At 68.9% G+C, this 16,104-nt stretch carries 13 protein-coding genes and 1 tRNA gene; 7 read left to right on the top strand and 7 right to left on the bottom strand.

All coding sequences use genetic code 11. The features are described from left to right. Nucleotides 1-249 precede the first annotated feature (249 nt). The 5 genes from MFF58_RS03820 to MFF58_RS03840 form a co-directional block, all read right to left on the bottom strand. Nucleotides 250-1,623 (bottom strand): NTP/NDP exchange transporter, encoded by a 1,374-nt coding sequence (locus tag MFF58_RS03820; RefSeq protein ID WP_238285473.1) that lies wholly within the window; start codon nucleotides 1,621-1,623, stop codon nucleotides 250-252. A gap of 158 nt (nucleotides 1,624-1,781) precedes the next feature. Further along, a complete protein-coding gene (locus tag MFF58_RS03825; protein ID WP_238285474.1) occupies nucleotides 1,782-2,525 on the bottom strand; it encodes an NADPH-dependent F420 reductase in 744 nt (247 codons plus the stop codon). Further along, nucleotides 2,515-3,420: an aldo/keto reductase gene (locus MFF58_RS03830; protein ID WP_238285475.1), complete on the bottom strand. Its 906-nt coding sequence runs from the start codon at nucleotides 3,418-3,420 to the stop codon at nucleotides 2,515-2,517. Before MFF58_RS03830 ends, MFF58_RS03825 begins: the two co-directional genes overlap by 11 nt. Before the next feature lie 101 nt (nucleotides 3,421-3,521). Beyond that, the gene (locus MFF58_RS03835) at nucleotides 3,522-3,860 is read right to left on the bottom strand and encodes a hypothetical protein (RefSeq protein WP_238285476.1); all 339 of its coding nucleotides are present in this window, start codon (nucleotides 3,858-3,860) and stop codon (nucleotides 3,522-3,524) included. A 63-nt stretch (nucleotides 3,861-3,923) separates the two neighbouring features. Then, nucleotides 3,924-4,364: a CHRD domain-containing protein gene (locus MFF58_RS03840; protein ID WP_238285477.1), complete on the bottom strand. Its 441-nt coding sequence runs from the start codon at nucleotides 4,362-4,364 to the stop codon at nucleotides 3,924-3,926. 234 nt (nucleotides 4,365-4,598) lie between these two features. Between MFF58_RS03840 and MFF58_RS03845 the strand changes: the two genes are divergently transcribed. The 3 genes from MFF58_RS03845 (at nucleotide 4,599) to MFF58_RS03855 (ending at nucleotide 7,752) form a co-directional block, all read left to right on the top strand. Next, nucleotides 4,599-4,675 (top strand) — tRNA-Met (locus MFF58_RS03845). A 233-nt stretch (nucleotides 4,676-4,908) separates the two neighbouring features. Beyond that, nucleotides 4,909-5,820, top strand: a complete 912-nt coding sequence (locus MFF58_RS03850; protein ID WP_238285478.1) for a metallophosphoesterase — start codon at nucleotides 4,909-4,911, stop codon at nucleotides 5,818-5,820. Between the two features lie 183 nt (nucleotides 5,821-6,003). After that, nucleotides 6,004-7,752 (top strand): hypothetical protein, encoded by a 1,749-nt coding sequence (locus MFF58_RS03855; RefSeq protein ID WP_238285479.1) that lies wholly within the window; start codon nucleotides 6,004-6,006, stop codon nucleotides 7,750-7,752. Nucleotides 7,753-8,133: 381 nt separating this feature from the next. On the opposite strand, the gene MFF58_RS03860 is transcribed toward MFF58_RS03855, so the two are convergent. Beyond that, nucleotides 8,134-9,390: a glycosyltransferase family 2 protein gene (locus MFF58_RS03860; protein ID WP_238285480.1), complete on the bottom strand. Its 1,257-nt coding sequence runs from the start codon at nucleotides 9,388-9,390 to the stop codon at nucleotides 8,134-8,136. Nucleotides 9,391-9,539: 149 nt separating this feature from the next. After that, on the bottom strand, nucleotides 9,540-9,806 hold the full coding sequence (locus tag MFF58_RS03865) for a hypothetical protein (protein ID WP_238285482.1): 267 nt from the start codon (nucleotides 9,804-9,806) through the stop codon (nucleotides 9,540-9,542). 505 nt (nucleotides 9,807-10,311) lie between these two features. On the opposite strand from MFF58_RS03865, the gene MFF58_RS03870 reads away from it, so the two are divergent. From MFF58_RS03870 to MFF58_RS03885, 4 genes are all read left to right on the top strand, one after another. Next, nucleotides 10,312-12,294: an acyl CoA:acetate/3-ketoacid CoA transferase gene (locus MFF58_RS03870; RefSeq protein WP_238285483.1), complete on the top strand. Its 1,983-nt coding sequence runs from the start codon at nucleotides 10,312-10,314 to the stop codon at nucleotides 12,292-12,294. 111 nt (nucleotides 12,295-12,405) lie between these two features. Next, complete coding sequence (mdcB, locus tag MFF58_RS03875) at nucleotides 12,406-13,275, top strand: triphosphoribosyl-dephospho-CoA synthase MdcB (RefSeq protein ID WP_238285702.1); 870 nt, start codon at nucleotides 12,406-12,408, stop codon at nucleotides 13,273-13,275. Nucleotides 13,276-13,360: 85 nt separating this feature from the next. Then, nucleotides 13,361-14,095, top strand: a complete 735-nt coding sequence (locus MFF58_RS03880) for a DUF3750 domain-containing protein (RefSeq protein ID WP_238285484.1) — start codon at nucleotides 13,361-13,363, stop codon at nucleotides 14,093-14,095. Between the two features lie 338 nt (nucleotides 14,096-14,433). Further along, nucleotides 14,434-16,101 carry a methyl-accepting chemotaxis protein gene (locus tag MFF58_RS03885; RefSeq protein ID WP_238285485.1) on the top strand — a complete coding sequence of 556 codons (1,668 nt, stop codon included), beginning with the start codon at nucleotides 14,434-14,436 and terminating at the stop codon, nucleotides 16,099-16,101. Nucleotides 16,102-16,104 lie beyond the last annotated feature (3 nt).

The following is a 16,104-nucleotide window of genomic DNA, read 5'->3' on the forward strand; positions in this document are numbered from 1 at the left end:
GCGCCTTACGGTAAATCGGATCTTAACGACCGCAGGACGCGGTAAAGACGCCATGCTCCCGATCCCGCCCGAGCCGGATCGTGCCTCACCGACAGCTGGGCAAATGACCCCTGTCGCCCGCGTGTCGCGTCACCCAACGGCCGGGGGCGACGGAGCGAGGCCGCACTCCGTCCGCCGAGTTGATCGACACGGCTTCGGTCGTCCGCCTGCGGCCGCCTGCCGATGACCACGGGCCGATGCCGGATCCGGTCACCGGCCGGACGAAGCGGATGCGGGCCTGAGCGGCGCGGCAGACCCAGCCGGATCGCCGCCTCCGGCCTCCTGATCGATCCGGCGCCGCTCTTGCGCGCGCCCGAGCCAGACGCTGTTCACGAGCCACGCCATGGAGAGCGGGACGGCGACGCCCGCGATGCTCGCGCTACCGAGCCCGATCCCCTGGATGCCGGTGAACGACCACGCGCCCACCTGATCGCCCAGGCGGTAGACCACCGTGTCGATGAAGCTCTTGGCCTTGTAGCGGTCCTCGCGCGGGACCACGGTGAACAGCACCTCCCGCACCGGCCGGGCGATGGCGAAGTTTCCCGCGCGGCGCAGCACCTGGAAGGCGACGATGACGCCGATCGTCGGCCACACCGCCAGCGCCGCGAACCCCAGGATGCTGAAGGCCGGCAGGATCCCGAGCGTGAAGGCGACGCCCAGCCGGTTCACGATCCGGCCGGTGAGGAAGAGCTGGATGCCGAGCGTCAGCACGTTCACGGCCAGGTCGACGCTGGCGAAGAAGGCGGTCTGGGAACCCCGGTCGGGGAAGCTGCGCTTCGCGATGCCCGCCTGCTCGAAGTACAGGAACGTGGACGTCACGGAGAACAGCAGCAGGAACAGCGATATGTTGAGCAGGTAGGGTGACGCCAGGGTCCGCGTGACGCCCGCCAGAACACTGCCGCCGATCGTCCGGTCCTGCCCGTCCTCCACACCCTGCCCGCTGCCCGGCACCTCATGGAGGCGGGTCGAGAGAACCGCCAGGCCGCGCATGCAGAACACCGCGAGTTCCAGGAGGAGCACGGCGCAGAGCATCAGGCCCCAGGTCGGAACATTCTTGGCGAGGATGGCCGTGGTGGCCGAGCCCGCGATGGCGCCCACCGTCGCCCCGGCCGCGATGAAGCCGAACAGCCGCTTGCCCTGCGCGTTCGAGAACACGTCGACGATCGTCGCCCAGAAGATCGACACCACGAACAGGTTGAAGATCGACAACCAAACGAAGAACACCCGGCCGGTCCAAATCCCCCATTCCGGCGGCGCCAGGTAAAGCGTCAGCGCGAAGGCGAGGATGTTGGCGGCGAAGAACCGATAGGTGATCGGCACGAAGCGCGCCCGCGGCATGCGCTTCACCAGGTAGGCGAAGGGCAGGTTGAGGCACAACATGCCGACCAGGGTGGCGGTGAACAACCACGGCAGGTTCTCGATGCCGCCGGCGACGCCCATCTGATCGCGGATCGGCCGCAGCACGTAGTAGGCCGCCAGAATCGAGAAGATGTAGGCCCAGGACCACGCCAGCGCCCGGCCTTCGCCGGGCTGAACGTCGATCAGGCGCGCGAGCGGACCGCGGACGGGTACCGGTTCAGACATCGACCGATCTCACCGGCTCTCCCGCATCGGCGCCCACGATTGTCGACCGGACCGGCATGCCCTCCCCGCCGACGGGGGAAGGGACCCGGCCGACCCGGATGCGGTCACCGCGCTCCGGGCACCGGCGAGAGAGAAGCGGGCACACCCCGCCTCCGCCCTCAACGACCCAATCCGAGCTTCTCCTTCAGTTCCGGCGCCGTGACGTCGTGGCCGAAGCCCGGCGAACCCATGGCGAACTTGTCGGCATCCTTCAGCGGTCCGACCACGACCGGATCGAAGCCGGCGTCCCGGATCAGACCCTCCGCGACCTTCAGCGCCTCGGGATCGTCTCCGGCGATCGGAATCGCCATGCGGCCACCGGCGCGTCCCTTGCCGCCGTCGGCGCCCTCCTTCGCGAAGATCTTGTAGTTGGCTGCATTGAACGCCCGAACGAGCTTGGCGCCGGGGAAGTACTTGGCCGTGGTCGTGCCGACGCCGTTCGCCGTGACCTCGTCGTAGAGCGCCCCGTCCCGCTTCTGGGTGGCGTTGCCGGCATCGAGGACGATCTTGCCCTTGAGGGCCGGGCCGACTTCCTTCGCGAGATCCGGATAGGCCTTGTAGGGGACCGCGATGAACACGGCGTCGCCGAACGCGACCGCCTCTTCGGGCGTGCCTGCCTTCGCCTTGGGACCGAGGTCTCCGACCATCGAAGCCAGGGTTTCCGGATGGCGCGACGCGAACATCACTTCATGGCCGTCCTTGACCCAGAGCGTCCCGATCGTGCCGCCGATATTGCCGGCGCCGATCACCCCGATCCGGATCTTCTTGGCGGAGTCCTGCGCCAGAGCCGGCAGGCTGGCGGCCAGGGTCAGCCCTGCCGCCAGGGCGAATGCCGCGCGGCGGGTGGTGCGATCAAACCGCATCGATGAAAGTCTCCATCTGTTTGCGCTGCGCCGCGTCCGGGAGCTTGCCCCGGGCGGCGCCGAGGTTGTCCTCGACATAGGCAGCCTTGGCCATGCCGGGAATCGGGCAGGTCACGGCCGGGTTGCCGAGCACGTACTTGAGGAAGAACTGCGGCCAGCTCGCGCAGCCGAGATCCTTGGCCACAGACGGCAATTCCCTGCCCTGGACCGCCTTGAACAGGCGGTCACGGCCGAATGGCACGTTGGTCATCACCGCCACCCCCCGGTCTGCGGCGAGCGGAAGCACCCGTTCGGCGGCGGCGCGATTGTCGATGGCGTAATTGACCTGGATGAAATCGAGGGTCTCGCGCTTCATCACGGCTTCGAGGGCCTCGAGCTGGTCGTCGCGCCACACGGTGACGCCGACGTAGCGGATCCGCTTCCGGCTCTTCAGGTCCCGCAGCACCGCGAGATTGTCGTTCACGTCGATCAGGTTGTGGACTGCCACGAGGTCGATCGCATCCACCCGCATCCGCTTGAGGGACCGCTCGAATTCCGCAAGCGTCTGGTCGTGGCCCGTCGTATCGACCTTGCTGGCGAGGAAGATCTTCTCGCGCAATCCGGCCGCAGCCAGGATCACGCCGAGCACGTCCTCGGCGGTGCCGTAGCTCGGGGCGGTGTCGATCACCGTGCCGCCCCGTGAGACGAAGGCCTGCACGGCCTCCTTGAGAGGCGCGACCTTGTCGGGCACCGGCTCGACCTCGTAGCGCCGGGAGGTGCCGATACCGATCGCCGGCAGCATTTCGCCGGTGGAGGGGATCGGCCGGCGTATCAACGGTTCGGCCGCGTGCCCGAGACGCGCCGCGAGCGGCGCGAGGGTTGCGGCCGCGATGACGGCACGTCGGGATACGGGCAAGGCCGGCCTCCGATGGGATCAGGATGCCGGTACGAGATAGGGCGCCGCGCGGCGATGTGTATTCGTTATTCTCACGCTTGCGTGAGCGGACCGGCCGCCGGTCAATCCTCCTCCGGCGGATCTTCGAACTCGGCTCCTTCCGTATCCGGGGCGATGCGGAACCGGTACTCGTCGATGGTCAGGAACGCCCGGTGTGCGACCTGCGGATCGATCCCGTCGCGCACGACCAGCGTCTGGAAATCGATGAACAGCCGCGCGATCCGCGCGTCCTCCGACAGGGTGGCGAGCGCCGACGAACTGGCGCCCGCGCGCATCATGTACCGCTTCGCCTCGGTTGCTCCTTCGACCGCGGGCAGAACGGCGACCTGCCCGGCGGTCTCGGGTTTCAGCTCCGCCCATCGGACGGGTGTCCAGGCGATGATGGCCTCGGTCTGCTTCATCCGAACGCTCCGGGAGGTGAGCCTTCGCCTAACCGGGCCCGGTGCGCCCGTCGAGACGCCGTCTCAGCGCCCCCGCTCGACCTGACCGCGGAGCTCGCCCTTGGGATTGGCCGCGGTGTGAAGGTTGAAGTAGAGCCGGCCGCCCTCGAGGTCGGCGGCCTTGGCGTCGTCCAGCGTGGCTTCACCGGAGAACGGGCTGCTCGCCGCGGTCACCGGAACCAGCACGCCGGCATTCTCGCCGGCCTTGGCCGGACCGTGGAAATGCGCGGCCGTGACCGGTCCGGTGAGACCGCCATACGATCCCGTCCAGCTGAGCCGCTTGGTGGCCGGATCGAAGGTCGCGTTGACCTCGCCGGAGCCCTGCGACTGCGTCGCCGGCACTTCGCTGCTACCGCTCATGGTCGCCCGGTAGGCGACGCCCGCCGCCAGGGCGGGAGACGCGACGAGCGGCGTCGCCGCCAAGGCGAGAAGGATTGCGAAACGGGGTTTGACGCAGCTGGTCATCGAACGCTCCGGGTTGGCGGGCCCATGATCCGGGCCACCGGATCAACATAGGGGAGCCGGCCAAACCGGACACGGCAGGCCGACGTGCCGTCCGCGCGGGGAGTGACACGCACGCAGCACCTTCAGCGCAGAAGGAATCTGCGCAGGACCCGCCGTGGACCGTTGACACCCTGCACCCGGCCTACCTATACCCCGGCCACTCGACGCACCGTCCTCCGGGGCGGCTCGGCTTGGGGCGGGGTAGCTCAGTTGGTTAGAGCAGAGGAATCATAATCCTTGTGTCGGCGGTTCAAATCCGTCCCTCGCTACCATCGTTGCTCGAAGCCCCGCTGTCCGTAAGCGGGGCTTTTTGTTTGTCTGACCCGTGTCCCGCCCTATGCGCGCGTTCGGCGGATCCGGGCCGCCGCGCGTTGCGAGGCTCACGGTGACGCCCGGACGATCCGAGGTCGATCGTAATCGGATCGAAGGCCGTTCGCCGCATCCTGACGGCGACTCGCTCCTGGGCCCAGGTGCTCCGCCTCCGATGCCCACGCGCCGCGCGCTCATGTCCCGCCCTGTCCTGACCGGAACGCTGATCGCGGCGGGCGGGCTCCTGAGCACCGGTTATGCGACCGCGCTGGAGCCGCACCGCGTTCAGGTGACATCCTATCGCCTGTCGCCACCTAACTGGCCGGGTGGGCTCCGTCTGCGCGTCGCGGTCCTGACGGATTTCCACGCGCATCCGCGCTGCATGGGCGAGACCGAGATCGCGGCCGTGGTTTCACGCACCAACGCCCTCGCGCCGGACGTCACGGTCCTGCTCGGCGATTACGGCTCGCAGAGCACGGGTCCGGTGCCCTTCGAGACGGTCGCGCGACTCTTGAGCGGCCTGGAGGCGCCGAAGGGCGTCTACGCCATCCAGGGCAACCACGACTGGGGCGACGACCGCGAGGCGCGGCGTCGCGGTCACGGTCCGACGCGGGCTGAGCGTGCGCTGAGGGAAGCCGGCCTCGGTTTCCTGGAGAACGCCGTTGCGCGCCTCGATCTTCCGGTTCCGCTGTGGCTCGCCGGACTGGAGAGCGAGATGACGCCGCGTGTGCCGCAAGCCCCGGCGCTGCTCGATCGCCATCGACTGTCCGTCCTCGGTCGGACGCTGCAGCACGTGCCGCCCGGCGAGCCGGTGATCCTGCTGGCGCACGAACCCGACATCTTCGCCCTCGACCTCGATTCGCGGATCGTCCTGACGCTCTCGGGCCACACGCATGGCGGCCAGATCCGGATCCTGGGCTGGTCGCCCTGGATCCCCTCGCGCTACGGCCTGCGCTACGCCTATGGCCACGTCGTGGAGCGCGGCCGCGACCTCCTCGTATCGGCCGGGCTCGGATCGCACTTCGTGGCCGGACGGCCGGTCCGGCTCGGTGTCCCACCGGAGATCGTCATCGTCGACATCGCGGCAGCGGAGGCCAACACGTCCTGACGGCGAAGCCGGTCCTTGCCCCGCGCTCCTCGCATGGACGGAGCGCCTGTGGGTCCTCGTCTGCGCGACCGCCCGGGCCGGCGATCACGTCGGACGCGACACGGCCGGTCCCCCGCCGGCGCCAAGTCCCCCCGTGCCGGCTCGCACCGGCGGACCGGTCTCAGCGGCGTCACGAACTCTGCCATGTCCACAGCATCCAACGCGTCGGCACCCGTGGCTCCGCTCGGCGGACTTCCCGCCCCGCTGCGTCGAGCTGTGCTGGCGACGGCCGGCATCGTCCTCCTCGCCACGGGCATCGAACTCCTGTTCGGCCTCAGGCCCGGCATCGCGACGGTGTTCTTCCTCGGCGACCTGCGGATCCTCCTCGCCCTCGTCGCGCTCCTGCTGGCGGCGGCCTTCTGGCGGCCGGCCGCCGTGCTGGCCGCCTGGGCCAGGCCCGCAGCGTACCGGCGCCGGACCATCCTGCTGACCGCGATCTTGGCCGGCGCGGTCTGCCTCGCCGGCACGCATCTGATCTTCGAAACCTATCTCCTGTCCTACGACGAGGTCATGGCGGCCTTCGATGCGGAGATCTTCCGGTCGGGACGGCTGATCGCGCCTCTGCGACCGGAGTGGCAGGGCTATCAGCACGCCCTGGCCCCCTCCTTCCTGCTGCCCGTGCCGGGGGAAGTCGCCTGGGTGTCGGCCTATCTGCCGGTCAACGCCGCGCTGCGGGCACTCGTCGCCAGCGCGGCGAGCCCGATCCTCACGGGGCCGCTCCTCCTCGTCATCGCCGTGCTCGCCCTGAACGGCATTGGCCGGCGCCTGTGGCCGGACCGGCCGGACGCGGCACTGGTGGCGACGCTCCTGCTGGTCACCGCCCCGCAGGTCCTGGTCACCGCGATGACGCCCTACGCGATGACGGCGCATCTCGCCTTCAATCTCGTCTGGCTCTGGCTGTTCCTCCGCGGCGGCGTACTCGGCCATGCTGGCGCGGCCGCCACCGGCGTCCTGGCGTGCGGCCTGCATCAGGTGGTCTTCCATCCGCTGTTCGCGGCGCCGTTCATCGCCCTCACGCTGCTGGAGCGGCGCTGGCGGCTCGCGGCGTTCTACCTCGCCGTCTACGCGGCCGCCGGGCTCGCTTGGATCCTCTACTGGCAGGTGCTGCTGGCGATGAGCGGAACCGGTGCGGCCGACGCCACGACGGTCGGTGCCGGCCTGTATCTGCGTCGGGTCACCGCGCTGCTAGGAGCCTTCGATCCGAGCACCTTCGACCTGATGACGAAGAACACCTTGCGCTTCGTCGCGTGGCAGAGCCCCCTCCTGCTGCCGCTCGCCGGTCTCGCGTGGCCGGCCCTGCGGCGGGGGGAGCGGATCGCCTGCGCGCTGGCGGCGGGCATCGGCCTGACGCTGGTGACGGTCACGGTTCTCCTGCCGTTCCAGGGTCACGGATGGGGCTACCGGTACCTGCACGGCCTCGTCGGCTCCGCCTGCCTGCTGGCGGGCCGGGGTTGGATCGCCGTGACCGAACGGGCCGGCGCCTCGCAGCTCACCGCCGCGCGCGGCACCGTGGCGGGATCCTGTCTGGTGGCAGTCCTGATCCTCGTGCCGATCCGTGCCCACGACGTCCACGAATTCGTCGCACCCTACGCGGCCGCGTACCGGGCGATCGCTTCGACCGACGCCGACATCGTTGCCCTGCGGGCGGGCGAAACCCTCTACGGACGCGACTTGGTCCGGAACGATCCCTTCCTCCGCAATCGGCCGATCATCGTGCTGCTCGACGATCTCGATGCCGCACACCGGAACGCCCTGTGCGGGCGCGGCACTATTTTCGAGTTCGGGGCGTCGGAGGCGCAGGCCTTCGGCATCGCCGGGCATTATCGCGGCGATCCAGCCGCCGCCACGCAGGACGAGTTACCGTGCACGACTGGTCGGGTACGGCATCGCTAGCGGTCGTCGCGCGCCACGTGGGCCGCGGCCGACCTATCCGGGATGCGGCGGGCGGGGCAGGCCGCCGAGCGGGCAATGCGGCCACGGGGATCGCCGAACTCGGTTGAAACGACGGTCGAACTTAGACGGGCAGTCCCGTCACCCGGCGCGCGAGGCGTTCCCCCGCGGCCGCACGCTGCCATCGAGCACGCGGACCCGGCAGGCGCCCGCTTCCGCATATCCCGCAGCAGCCCGTGAAAGGTGCTCGGCACGGAGCGGCATGCCGAGGCTCGTCAAAGCCCGGCGCGGTCCGCCCCATATTTTTCGGCGACCTGGCCCGAACCCGATGCAAGCGGGGCTGCGATCGAGCGAGCCCGGGCCGCGGGAGGCGCGTCGTGCCGCTCAGGCCGCCATCGAATCGGTGCCGGGCTGCATCGTCTCCCGGTCCGGGATCCGGGCGCGCCCCACCCGCAGGAAGGCGGCCTCATTGCCGCCGATCACCGCCAGGAGGAAGCCTCCGAGGGCGTTCTGGGTCCCGATGGCGACGAGCGACGTTCCGATGACCGCAGGCAGGACGCTGCCGATCGGGCCGAAGCGGTGGAGCGACCAGTAGCCCAACACGGAGAGCAGCAGGCCGGCGCCCGAGAGGATGCCGGCGGCTCCGATCCCCAGCATCGTCTCGAGGGACACGAAGCGCGCCCAGCGTGTGTGCCGTCGCCCTGGCAGACGATAGCCCTCGCGCACGCCGTAGAGATGCACGGCGGCGGCGAGCAGCGCGGCATTGTGGGCGACACCCAGGAGGGCACCGGCCAGGATCACCCAGTAATTGCCGAAGAAGCCTCCGACCACAGAGGGCGCGACGGTCGCGATCGTCGCCACCGCGAGGATCGACAGGCCGACGAAGGCCAGGAGCGCGGCAGGCAGGGCGAACAGCCATGCCGGACTCAGCATCAGGAGGAAGCGCAGATGCCGCCAGCCGTCCCGCCAGGGCCGGAGGTGCGGCGGTCTCCCGCGCTGGTCTCGGTGAAGCGAGGCGGGAACCTCCGCGATCTGCTCACCCTTCAGGATGGCCTTGATGATCATCTCGCTGGCGAACTCCATGCCGGAGCCGCGCAGGTTCAGCCGCTTGAGGCACCCCTTGGTCAGCGCGCGCAGCCCGCAATGCGCGTCGCCGACTTTCGCGCCGAACAGCAGGTTGAGGAGTCCGGTCAGGATCGGGTTGCCGAGGTACCGGTTCTTCCAGGGCATCGCACCGGGCGCGATCCCGCCACGGAACCGGGAGCCCATGCACAGATCCGCCCCGCCCTGAAGGGCCACGACCATGGCGACCGCGTCGCCGAACTCGTAGGAGCCATCCGCGTCGCCCATGACAAGGTAGCGGCCGCGTGCCTCCGCGAATCCGCCCATCAGGGCCGCGCCGTAACCCTTCTCCGGAACGGCCACCACGCGGGCCCCCAGCCGCCGCGCGACCTCCTGACTCCCGTCGACGCTGCCGTTGTCGGCGACGACGATCTCGCCCGCCAGCCCGTGGACGGTGTCGAGGACCGCGAGCGCGGCCGTCGCGCTCGCCAGGGCGACCGGCAGCGCACGCACCTCATCGAGGCACGGCAGCACGACCGAAACGTCGATGGGCCGGTTCAGCCCTGTCGAAGGTGGCATTGAGGTCACGTCGCTTGCCGATCCCGAGCGATCCTGCGCAGCGCGAGGGTGGCCGGACTGACTTGCGAAGTGGTTAAAGGACGGTCAGCGCCGCGACACGCCGGAACCGGTGTTCCATCTTGCAGCAGCGTCGCGGCGTGACCGGCGCCTCAGGGCGCCTGCGCATCGCGGAGCACCGCCCGGACCTGCCCGGCCGCCGCGGCCAGCGTCGTCTCGCCCGCGAGACCATCTGCTCCGTCCGTCGCGAGCGAGCCGAGTCGATAGGTGATTCGATGCTCGACGGCCTGCAGCAGTTCCCGCGCCGGCTCCGCATCGATGCGCAGGAGCGTCTGCGCCAGATCGAGATAGGCGCTGCGCAGCAGGCTGAAGGCGAAGCGTGTCGCGGCTTCATCCGCGATCGGAGTCATGTCGGTCATGGCGTGTTCCTGACTAAACACGCTCCCCAGATTCGAACGCCTATAAACGCATCCGCGACGATTGTAAAATCAGCGTTACGGGACGGCTTTCTGCGGCTTATGCAGCACATCCGTGATCGGATGCTAACATATGCGAAAACGCGTTGCTGCCGACGACTTCAGGCTGCTCCGCCGCCGGAGCCCCGCCGGCGGTTGTGGTCGACCAGAAACCCAATCGCGCCGGCGGGAGAGCGGATCAGCGGTCAGACGCAATTTTTCTAACAGTGCATCGAAGAGTTTTTCAGCAGCAGAGCTATCCGAAATCGGAGTACTGTGGGGCGACAGGCATCTGCTTCGATGCGATGCGGTAAATATTGATGCGACGCAATAAGCGCTGCGCACTGAACTCCCCCGAATCCACGATCTGGTCCGGTGGGACGGTTCAAGGGCGACGCGCGACAACATGGGAGGTGGCGGGCTCGACAGCCGGTCGCCGTTCCGGATCCCGGAGAGGGTTACGCGTTCCATGAGGAAGAACAAGGTCATCTCGGCGGACGAAGCCATTGCGCTGATCCGCGAGAACGACGTCGTGACGACCACCGGGTTCGTCCAGAGCTGCATTCCGGAGGCGCTGCACGCGGCCTTGGAGAAGAGGTTCGTCGAGACCGGATCGCCACGGGGTCTGACCCTGATCATGACAGCGGGTGCGGGCGACAGCAAAGGGTTGGGGACGGGCCGCCTGCACCATGACGGCCTGCTCACGCGCGTGATCGCGGCCAATTTCGGCCGCATGCCGAAGGTCGCGAAGGCCGCGCAGGAGAATCTGATCCGCGGCTACAACCTGCCCCAGGGGGTCATCTCGCAGCTCTACCGGGCGTGCGCCGCCGGCCAGCCGGGCCTGTTCTCGAAGGTGGGCCTCAAGACCTACGTCGATCCCCGTCACGGTGGCGCCAAGGTCAACGAGCTGACCACCGAGGACATCGTCAAGCTCGTGGAGGTCGATGGCGAGGAGTGGCTGTTCTACACCGCCACCAAGATCGACGTCGCCTTCATCCGCGCTACCTCGGCGGACCCGTCGGGCAATCTCTCCTACGAGAAAGAGGCGCTGACCCTCGATTGCCTCGCCCAGGCCATGGCGGCCCGGAACAACGGCGGCATCGTCGTGGCCCAGGTCGAACGCATCGTCGATGACGGCTACCTGCTGCCCAAGGACGTACGAGTGCCGGGGATCCTGGTGGACTGCGTCGTCCTCGCCGAGCCCGAGATGCACCGCATGAACTACGGCGTGCTCTACGACGCCGCGCTGGCCGGCGAGATCCGCGTGCCCGTCACCGGCATCAAGCGGATGGCGCTCAACGAGCGCAAGATCATCGCCCGGCGGGCCGCCTTCGAGCTGCCGCCGAACGGCGTCGTGAACCTCGGCGTCGGCGCGCCGGAGGGCATCTCGTCCGTGGCCAACGAGGAGAAGATCACCCCCTACATCACCCTCACCACCGAGGCCGGGGCCGTGGGCGGCGTGCTGGCCTCCGGCTCAAGCTTCGGCGCGGCCACCAACGCCGACTGCATCATCGACCAGAACCAGATGTTCGATTTCTACGACGGCGGCGGCCTCGACATGACCTGCCTGGGCATGGCCGAGTGCGATCAGGCCGGCAACGTCAACACGTCGAAATTCGGCGGCAAGTTGAACGGCTGCGGCGGCTTCATCAACATCTCGCAGAATGCCCGCACGGTGGTCTTCGCCGGCACCTTCACGGCCGGCGGCCTCGAGATCGCGGTGAGCGACGGCACGGTCCGCATCGTCAGCGAGGGCAAGGCCCGCAAATTCGTCACCCAGGTCCAGCAGAACACGTTCTCCGGGCCATACGCGGTGGAGCGCTCGCAACCGGTCCTCTACGTGACCGAGCGCTGCGTGTTCCAGCTGACGCCGGAGGGGCTGGAGCTGATCGAGGTGGCGCCCGGCATCGACATCGAGCGCGATATCCTCGCCCACATGGATTTCGCGCCGGTGGTGCGAAACCCGGTACCCATGGATCCGCGCATCTTCCGCGAGGAGCCGATGGAGCTGATCTCCGACCTGCTGAACCTCGATCTGAAATCGCGGGTCAGCTACGACGGAGAGCGGAACATCCTCTTCATCAACCTGGAAGGCTGGTACTGCCGGGTGAAGGGCGACATGGACGAGCTGCGCATGACCATCGTGGCGGCCTGTCGCGCGGCGGGACAGCGGGTCAATGCCGTGATCAACCACGACGGGTTCCGGCTCAATGAGAACCTGTTCGACGACTATGCCGGGATGATCCAGTATCTCCAGGCTAATTACTACGCGACGACGACCCGGTACGCGACGAGCGCGTTCCTGCGGTTGAAGATGGAGGAGGCGCTCAACAAGCGCGGTGTCGCCCCGCACGTCTTCGAGCGGAAGGAGGATGCGCACGCCTTCGTCAGCAGCACGGAGGACCGGAAGGCGCGCAAGCGGATCTCGCCGGCCGTCGCGTCCGCCGCCTGAGGGCATCCGGATCACCGGTGTCGCGCCGCCGCCGCCCTCTGGTATACGCGGCGGACGCCGTCCTCGTCTCGGGCTCCCCGACGAGCGGCGCGAGGAGCCCGCGCCCTGGACCTGCACCCGAGCCCCGCCCCGGCGCGCGACGACGGGCAGGTTGCCCGAGACGACGGCTGGCCCCGGCAAGTCGCGTCCCTGGCGCACGACGCGCTGATCGCCGAGCTTGAAACCTGGCCCAAGCCGGGGCTCGTCAGCCCCGTCGATTCCGGCAGCCACGACGACATGGATGCCGGCACGCTGCGGGCGAGCGCCGCGGCGATCCGCCCGTTCTTCGCGGACCTCGTCGCGGCTGGAACGCGGGGGGCGACGATGGAGCATTTACGCGCCATCGGCCTTGAGGCGGAGGCCGCGATGATGGACGCGACCGACGGCGTGAACGCGCATCGCGGCGCCATCTTCTCGCTGGGACTGATCTGCGCGGCCGCCGGGGTAACCGGCGATGGACCCTGCACCGGCGAAGCCCTCGCTCTGGCGGTCGGCCGTCGGTGGGGCCCGGTGATCGGCGGGGCCCCGACCTCGCCGACGAGCCATGGCGGCCGCGCCGCGCGCCGCTACGGCGTGGGCGGCGCCAGTGCCGAGGCGGCTGCCGGCTTCCCGACGGTCCGCGTGGTCGGTCTGCCCGCCCTGCGCCTCGGCCGGACCCGCGCCCCCATGGATCCCGTTGCCGCCCGCGTCGACTGCTTCTTCGCGCTTCTGGCCGTCGTGGACGACACCAACCTCCTGCATCGCGGCGGAACGGACGGGCTGAACGCCGCGCGCGCGGCCGCTTCGGTTTTCGCGGCGACCGGCGGTGTGTCGGCGGCGGGCTGGCGCGACCGCGCCCTCGACGTCCACCGCGCCTTCGTGGCGGCGCGCCTGAGCCCCGGTGGCTGCGCCGACCTCCTCGCCACGACGCTGCTCCTCGACGCACTCGAGAATCGGGCTTGAGCATCCGCCGGACCGTTCGGCCGCATTCCCGTGACGGCGCCGGGTCCCCACATGCGAGCCATCACCTCCTCGCCACGGTTGCCTCGTGACCTTCATCAGGATCGCGCTGCTCGCGCTCGTTGCTCTCTTCCTCGTCCCGGTCGCCATCTCCGCCGCGCTCTATTGGCTGCGGGCGAGCGGCGATTGGCGCCATGCCGACCGGTCGAGCGCGGGTCTGCTGCCCAAGGCCGAAGCCCTTCCCGGAGCCGTCGTGCGGATCTTCTCGGCCCGCACCGTGAGCTGGCGCGGCATCGTCGCGACGCATAGCTGGATCGTCATCAAGGATCGCGATGCCCGCGCCTATCGGCGATTCGATTACACCGCCTGGGGCCAGCCGATCTGGGTGGATCGCTTCGTTCCTGACGGCAACTGGTTCGGGAATGCCCCGGCCATGATCTTTGCCGCCGACGGTGCGGAGGCGGAGGCCATGCTTCCGCGGATCCGCAAGGCCGTGACCGAATATCCGTACGCCCGCCCCGGCGACTACGTCGTCTGGCCGGGCCCGAACTCCAACACCTTCGTCGCCGCCGTCATGGCGGCCGTGCCGGAGATCCGGGCCAGCCTGCCGACGACGGCGATCGGCAAGGACTTCCCTTATGATGGCCGGTGGATCGGCTGGACCCCGTCGGGCACCGGCATCCGAATCAATCTCGGCGGTTACGCCGGCCTGACGATCGGCTGGATCGAAGGCCTCGAACTCAACCTGCTCGGGGGGGTGGCCGGGATCGATCTGCGTCGGCCGGGCATCAAGCTACCCGCCCTGGGACGCGTCGGCCTCTAGGCGGCGAGGTTTGTCGGCCACGTCACCGATGCGACGGCGAGGATGGCGAACAGAATCCTCCTGTCGCCCCGCGCGGCGTTCGGCTGCCGCGGGGCCGCCACGACCGTTCCATCCCCGGGAACTCAGAAATCCAGAAGGAAATTTGATCGCGCGGATGCCCTTCGAACGTTCGGCGGGCAGGTCCGATCACTGTATCGGCCCGTAATACGCACAAATTATTGGAACTATAGCCATTTCGAATTACGGTCGGTTCGAGTCCGATCATTTTGATCTCTTTGCTGCGGCGCAAGATCCTGTAAGACGCGGGAGTATCTTTATCAAAGACTCGGTCGAACCCTATGCGCGCCTCCATCAAAGCTCGTCTGATCACCCTCCTCGCCTTGCTGGGGGCCCTGTGCGTCGGCTCGACGATATTGGGCAATGTTGCGCTCTACAAAAACCACCAGAGTCTTCGAACGGTGTTCGACGATCGGCTTTTGTGCTTGAGTCAGTTCAGCCAGATCCGGGACTCGTACGAGGTCATACTCCGCGCCATGCGCAACGCGGTGTCGCGCGAGATCGGCCCGGAGGAGGCTGCCAAGATCTTCAGACGGGAGCTGGCGCGCGCGAAGGAGGTCTGGGCCGCGTACACGGCCACCGCCATGTCGCGCGAGGAGAGCGGGGTCGCGGGCGAGGTCGCGGCTCGCCTGAGGCAGAATGAGGCGATCGTCGAGGATCCGCTGCGGCGCTTGGACCGGGGTGAGGCAGTCGATTTCGCGGCAACCCGGCTCACCCTGCTGGCCGGGACGGGGCCGACGAATGTCGGCCTGGCCAAGCTGACCGAGATGCAGGTCGGGGAGGCCCGTGCCGAGTTCGAGCGCGCGACCGCGCTGGCTTGGTGGCTTCGTGCTCTGCTGCTCGTCGCGCTGGGCATCACGGTCGCCGCAGTCGCGTACGGTCTCGTCGTGATCCTCGTCCACGTGATGCGGCCCATCGGCATGACGACCGCCACGATGTCTCGTCTCGCTGCGGGCGACCTCGACGCGCCGGTCCTGGGAGCGGGCCGCCGCGACGAGATCGGCGCCATGGCCCGCGCGGTCCAAGTGTTCAAGGACGCGCTGATCGCGAAGCGCGCGTCGGACGCTGCGGCGGCCATTCAGCTGGCGGAGAAGGCCCGCCGGGCCACGACCTTGGAGCGAGCCACGGATGCGTTCCGTGACCAGGTCGAACGCATGGTCCGGACGTTGGCGCGCGCCGCGGGCGAGATGGAGGCGGCCGCGCGGCTCATGAGCCGGAACGCCGACCAGACGGCCGCCCAGTCCTTCACCGTCTCGTCGGCGGCCGAACGTACCTCGGCCAACGTCCAGACGGTGGCCGCGGCCAGCGAGGAGCTGGCGACATCGATCGGTGCGATCAATGTCCAGATCGCCCGATCGTCCGACATGGCGGAGCGTGCCGCCGCCGACGCGACGGCGACCAATTCGCTGGTCATCGGCCTGGCCGACGGCGCGGAGCAGATCGGAACCGTCATCAGCCTGATTTCCGGCATCGCGGCGCAGACCAACCTGCTCGCCCTCAACGCCACCATCGAGGCGGCCCGCGCCGGCGAGGCGGGCCGCGGCTTCGCCGTGGTGGCCGCCGAAGTCAAGGAACTGGCCAGTCAGACCGCCAGGGCCACCGAGACGATCTCCGGGCAGGTCGCCACCATCCAGGGCGAGACCGACCGCGCGGTCGACGCCATCCAGTCCATCGCGGCCACCGTGCTGGACCTCCGCACCATCGCGGTCGGCGTCGCGGCCTCCATGGAGCAGCAAGGCGTGGTCACGCAGGAGATCGTCCGCAACGTCACCCAAGCGGCGGACGGCACGCATTCGGTCACGGTCAATATCGCGGCCGTCACCGAAGCGGCGGGCGAGACCGGTACCGCCGCGAACCGTGTCCTGGCCGCAGCGACGGAGCTGTCGCGGCAATCCGAAGATCTGGGTGACGCGGTCGCGGATTTCCTGGCGACCGTGCAGGCTGCCTGAGAA

It is taken from the genome of Methylobacterium longum, from assembly GCF_022179385.1.
GTDB classification, from domain to species: Bacteria; Pseudomonadota; Alphaproteobacteria; order Rhizobiales; family Beijerinckiaceae; genus Methylobacterium; species Methylobacterium longum.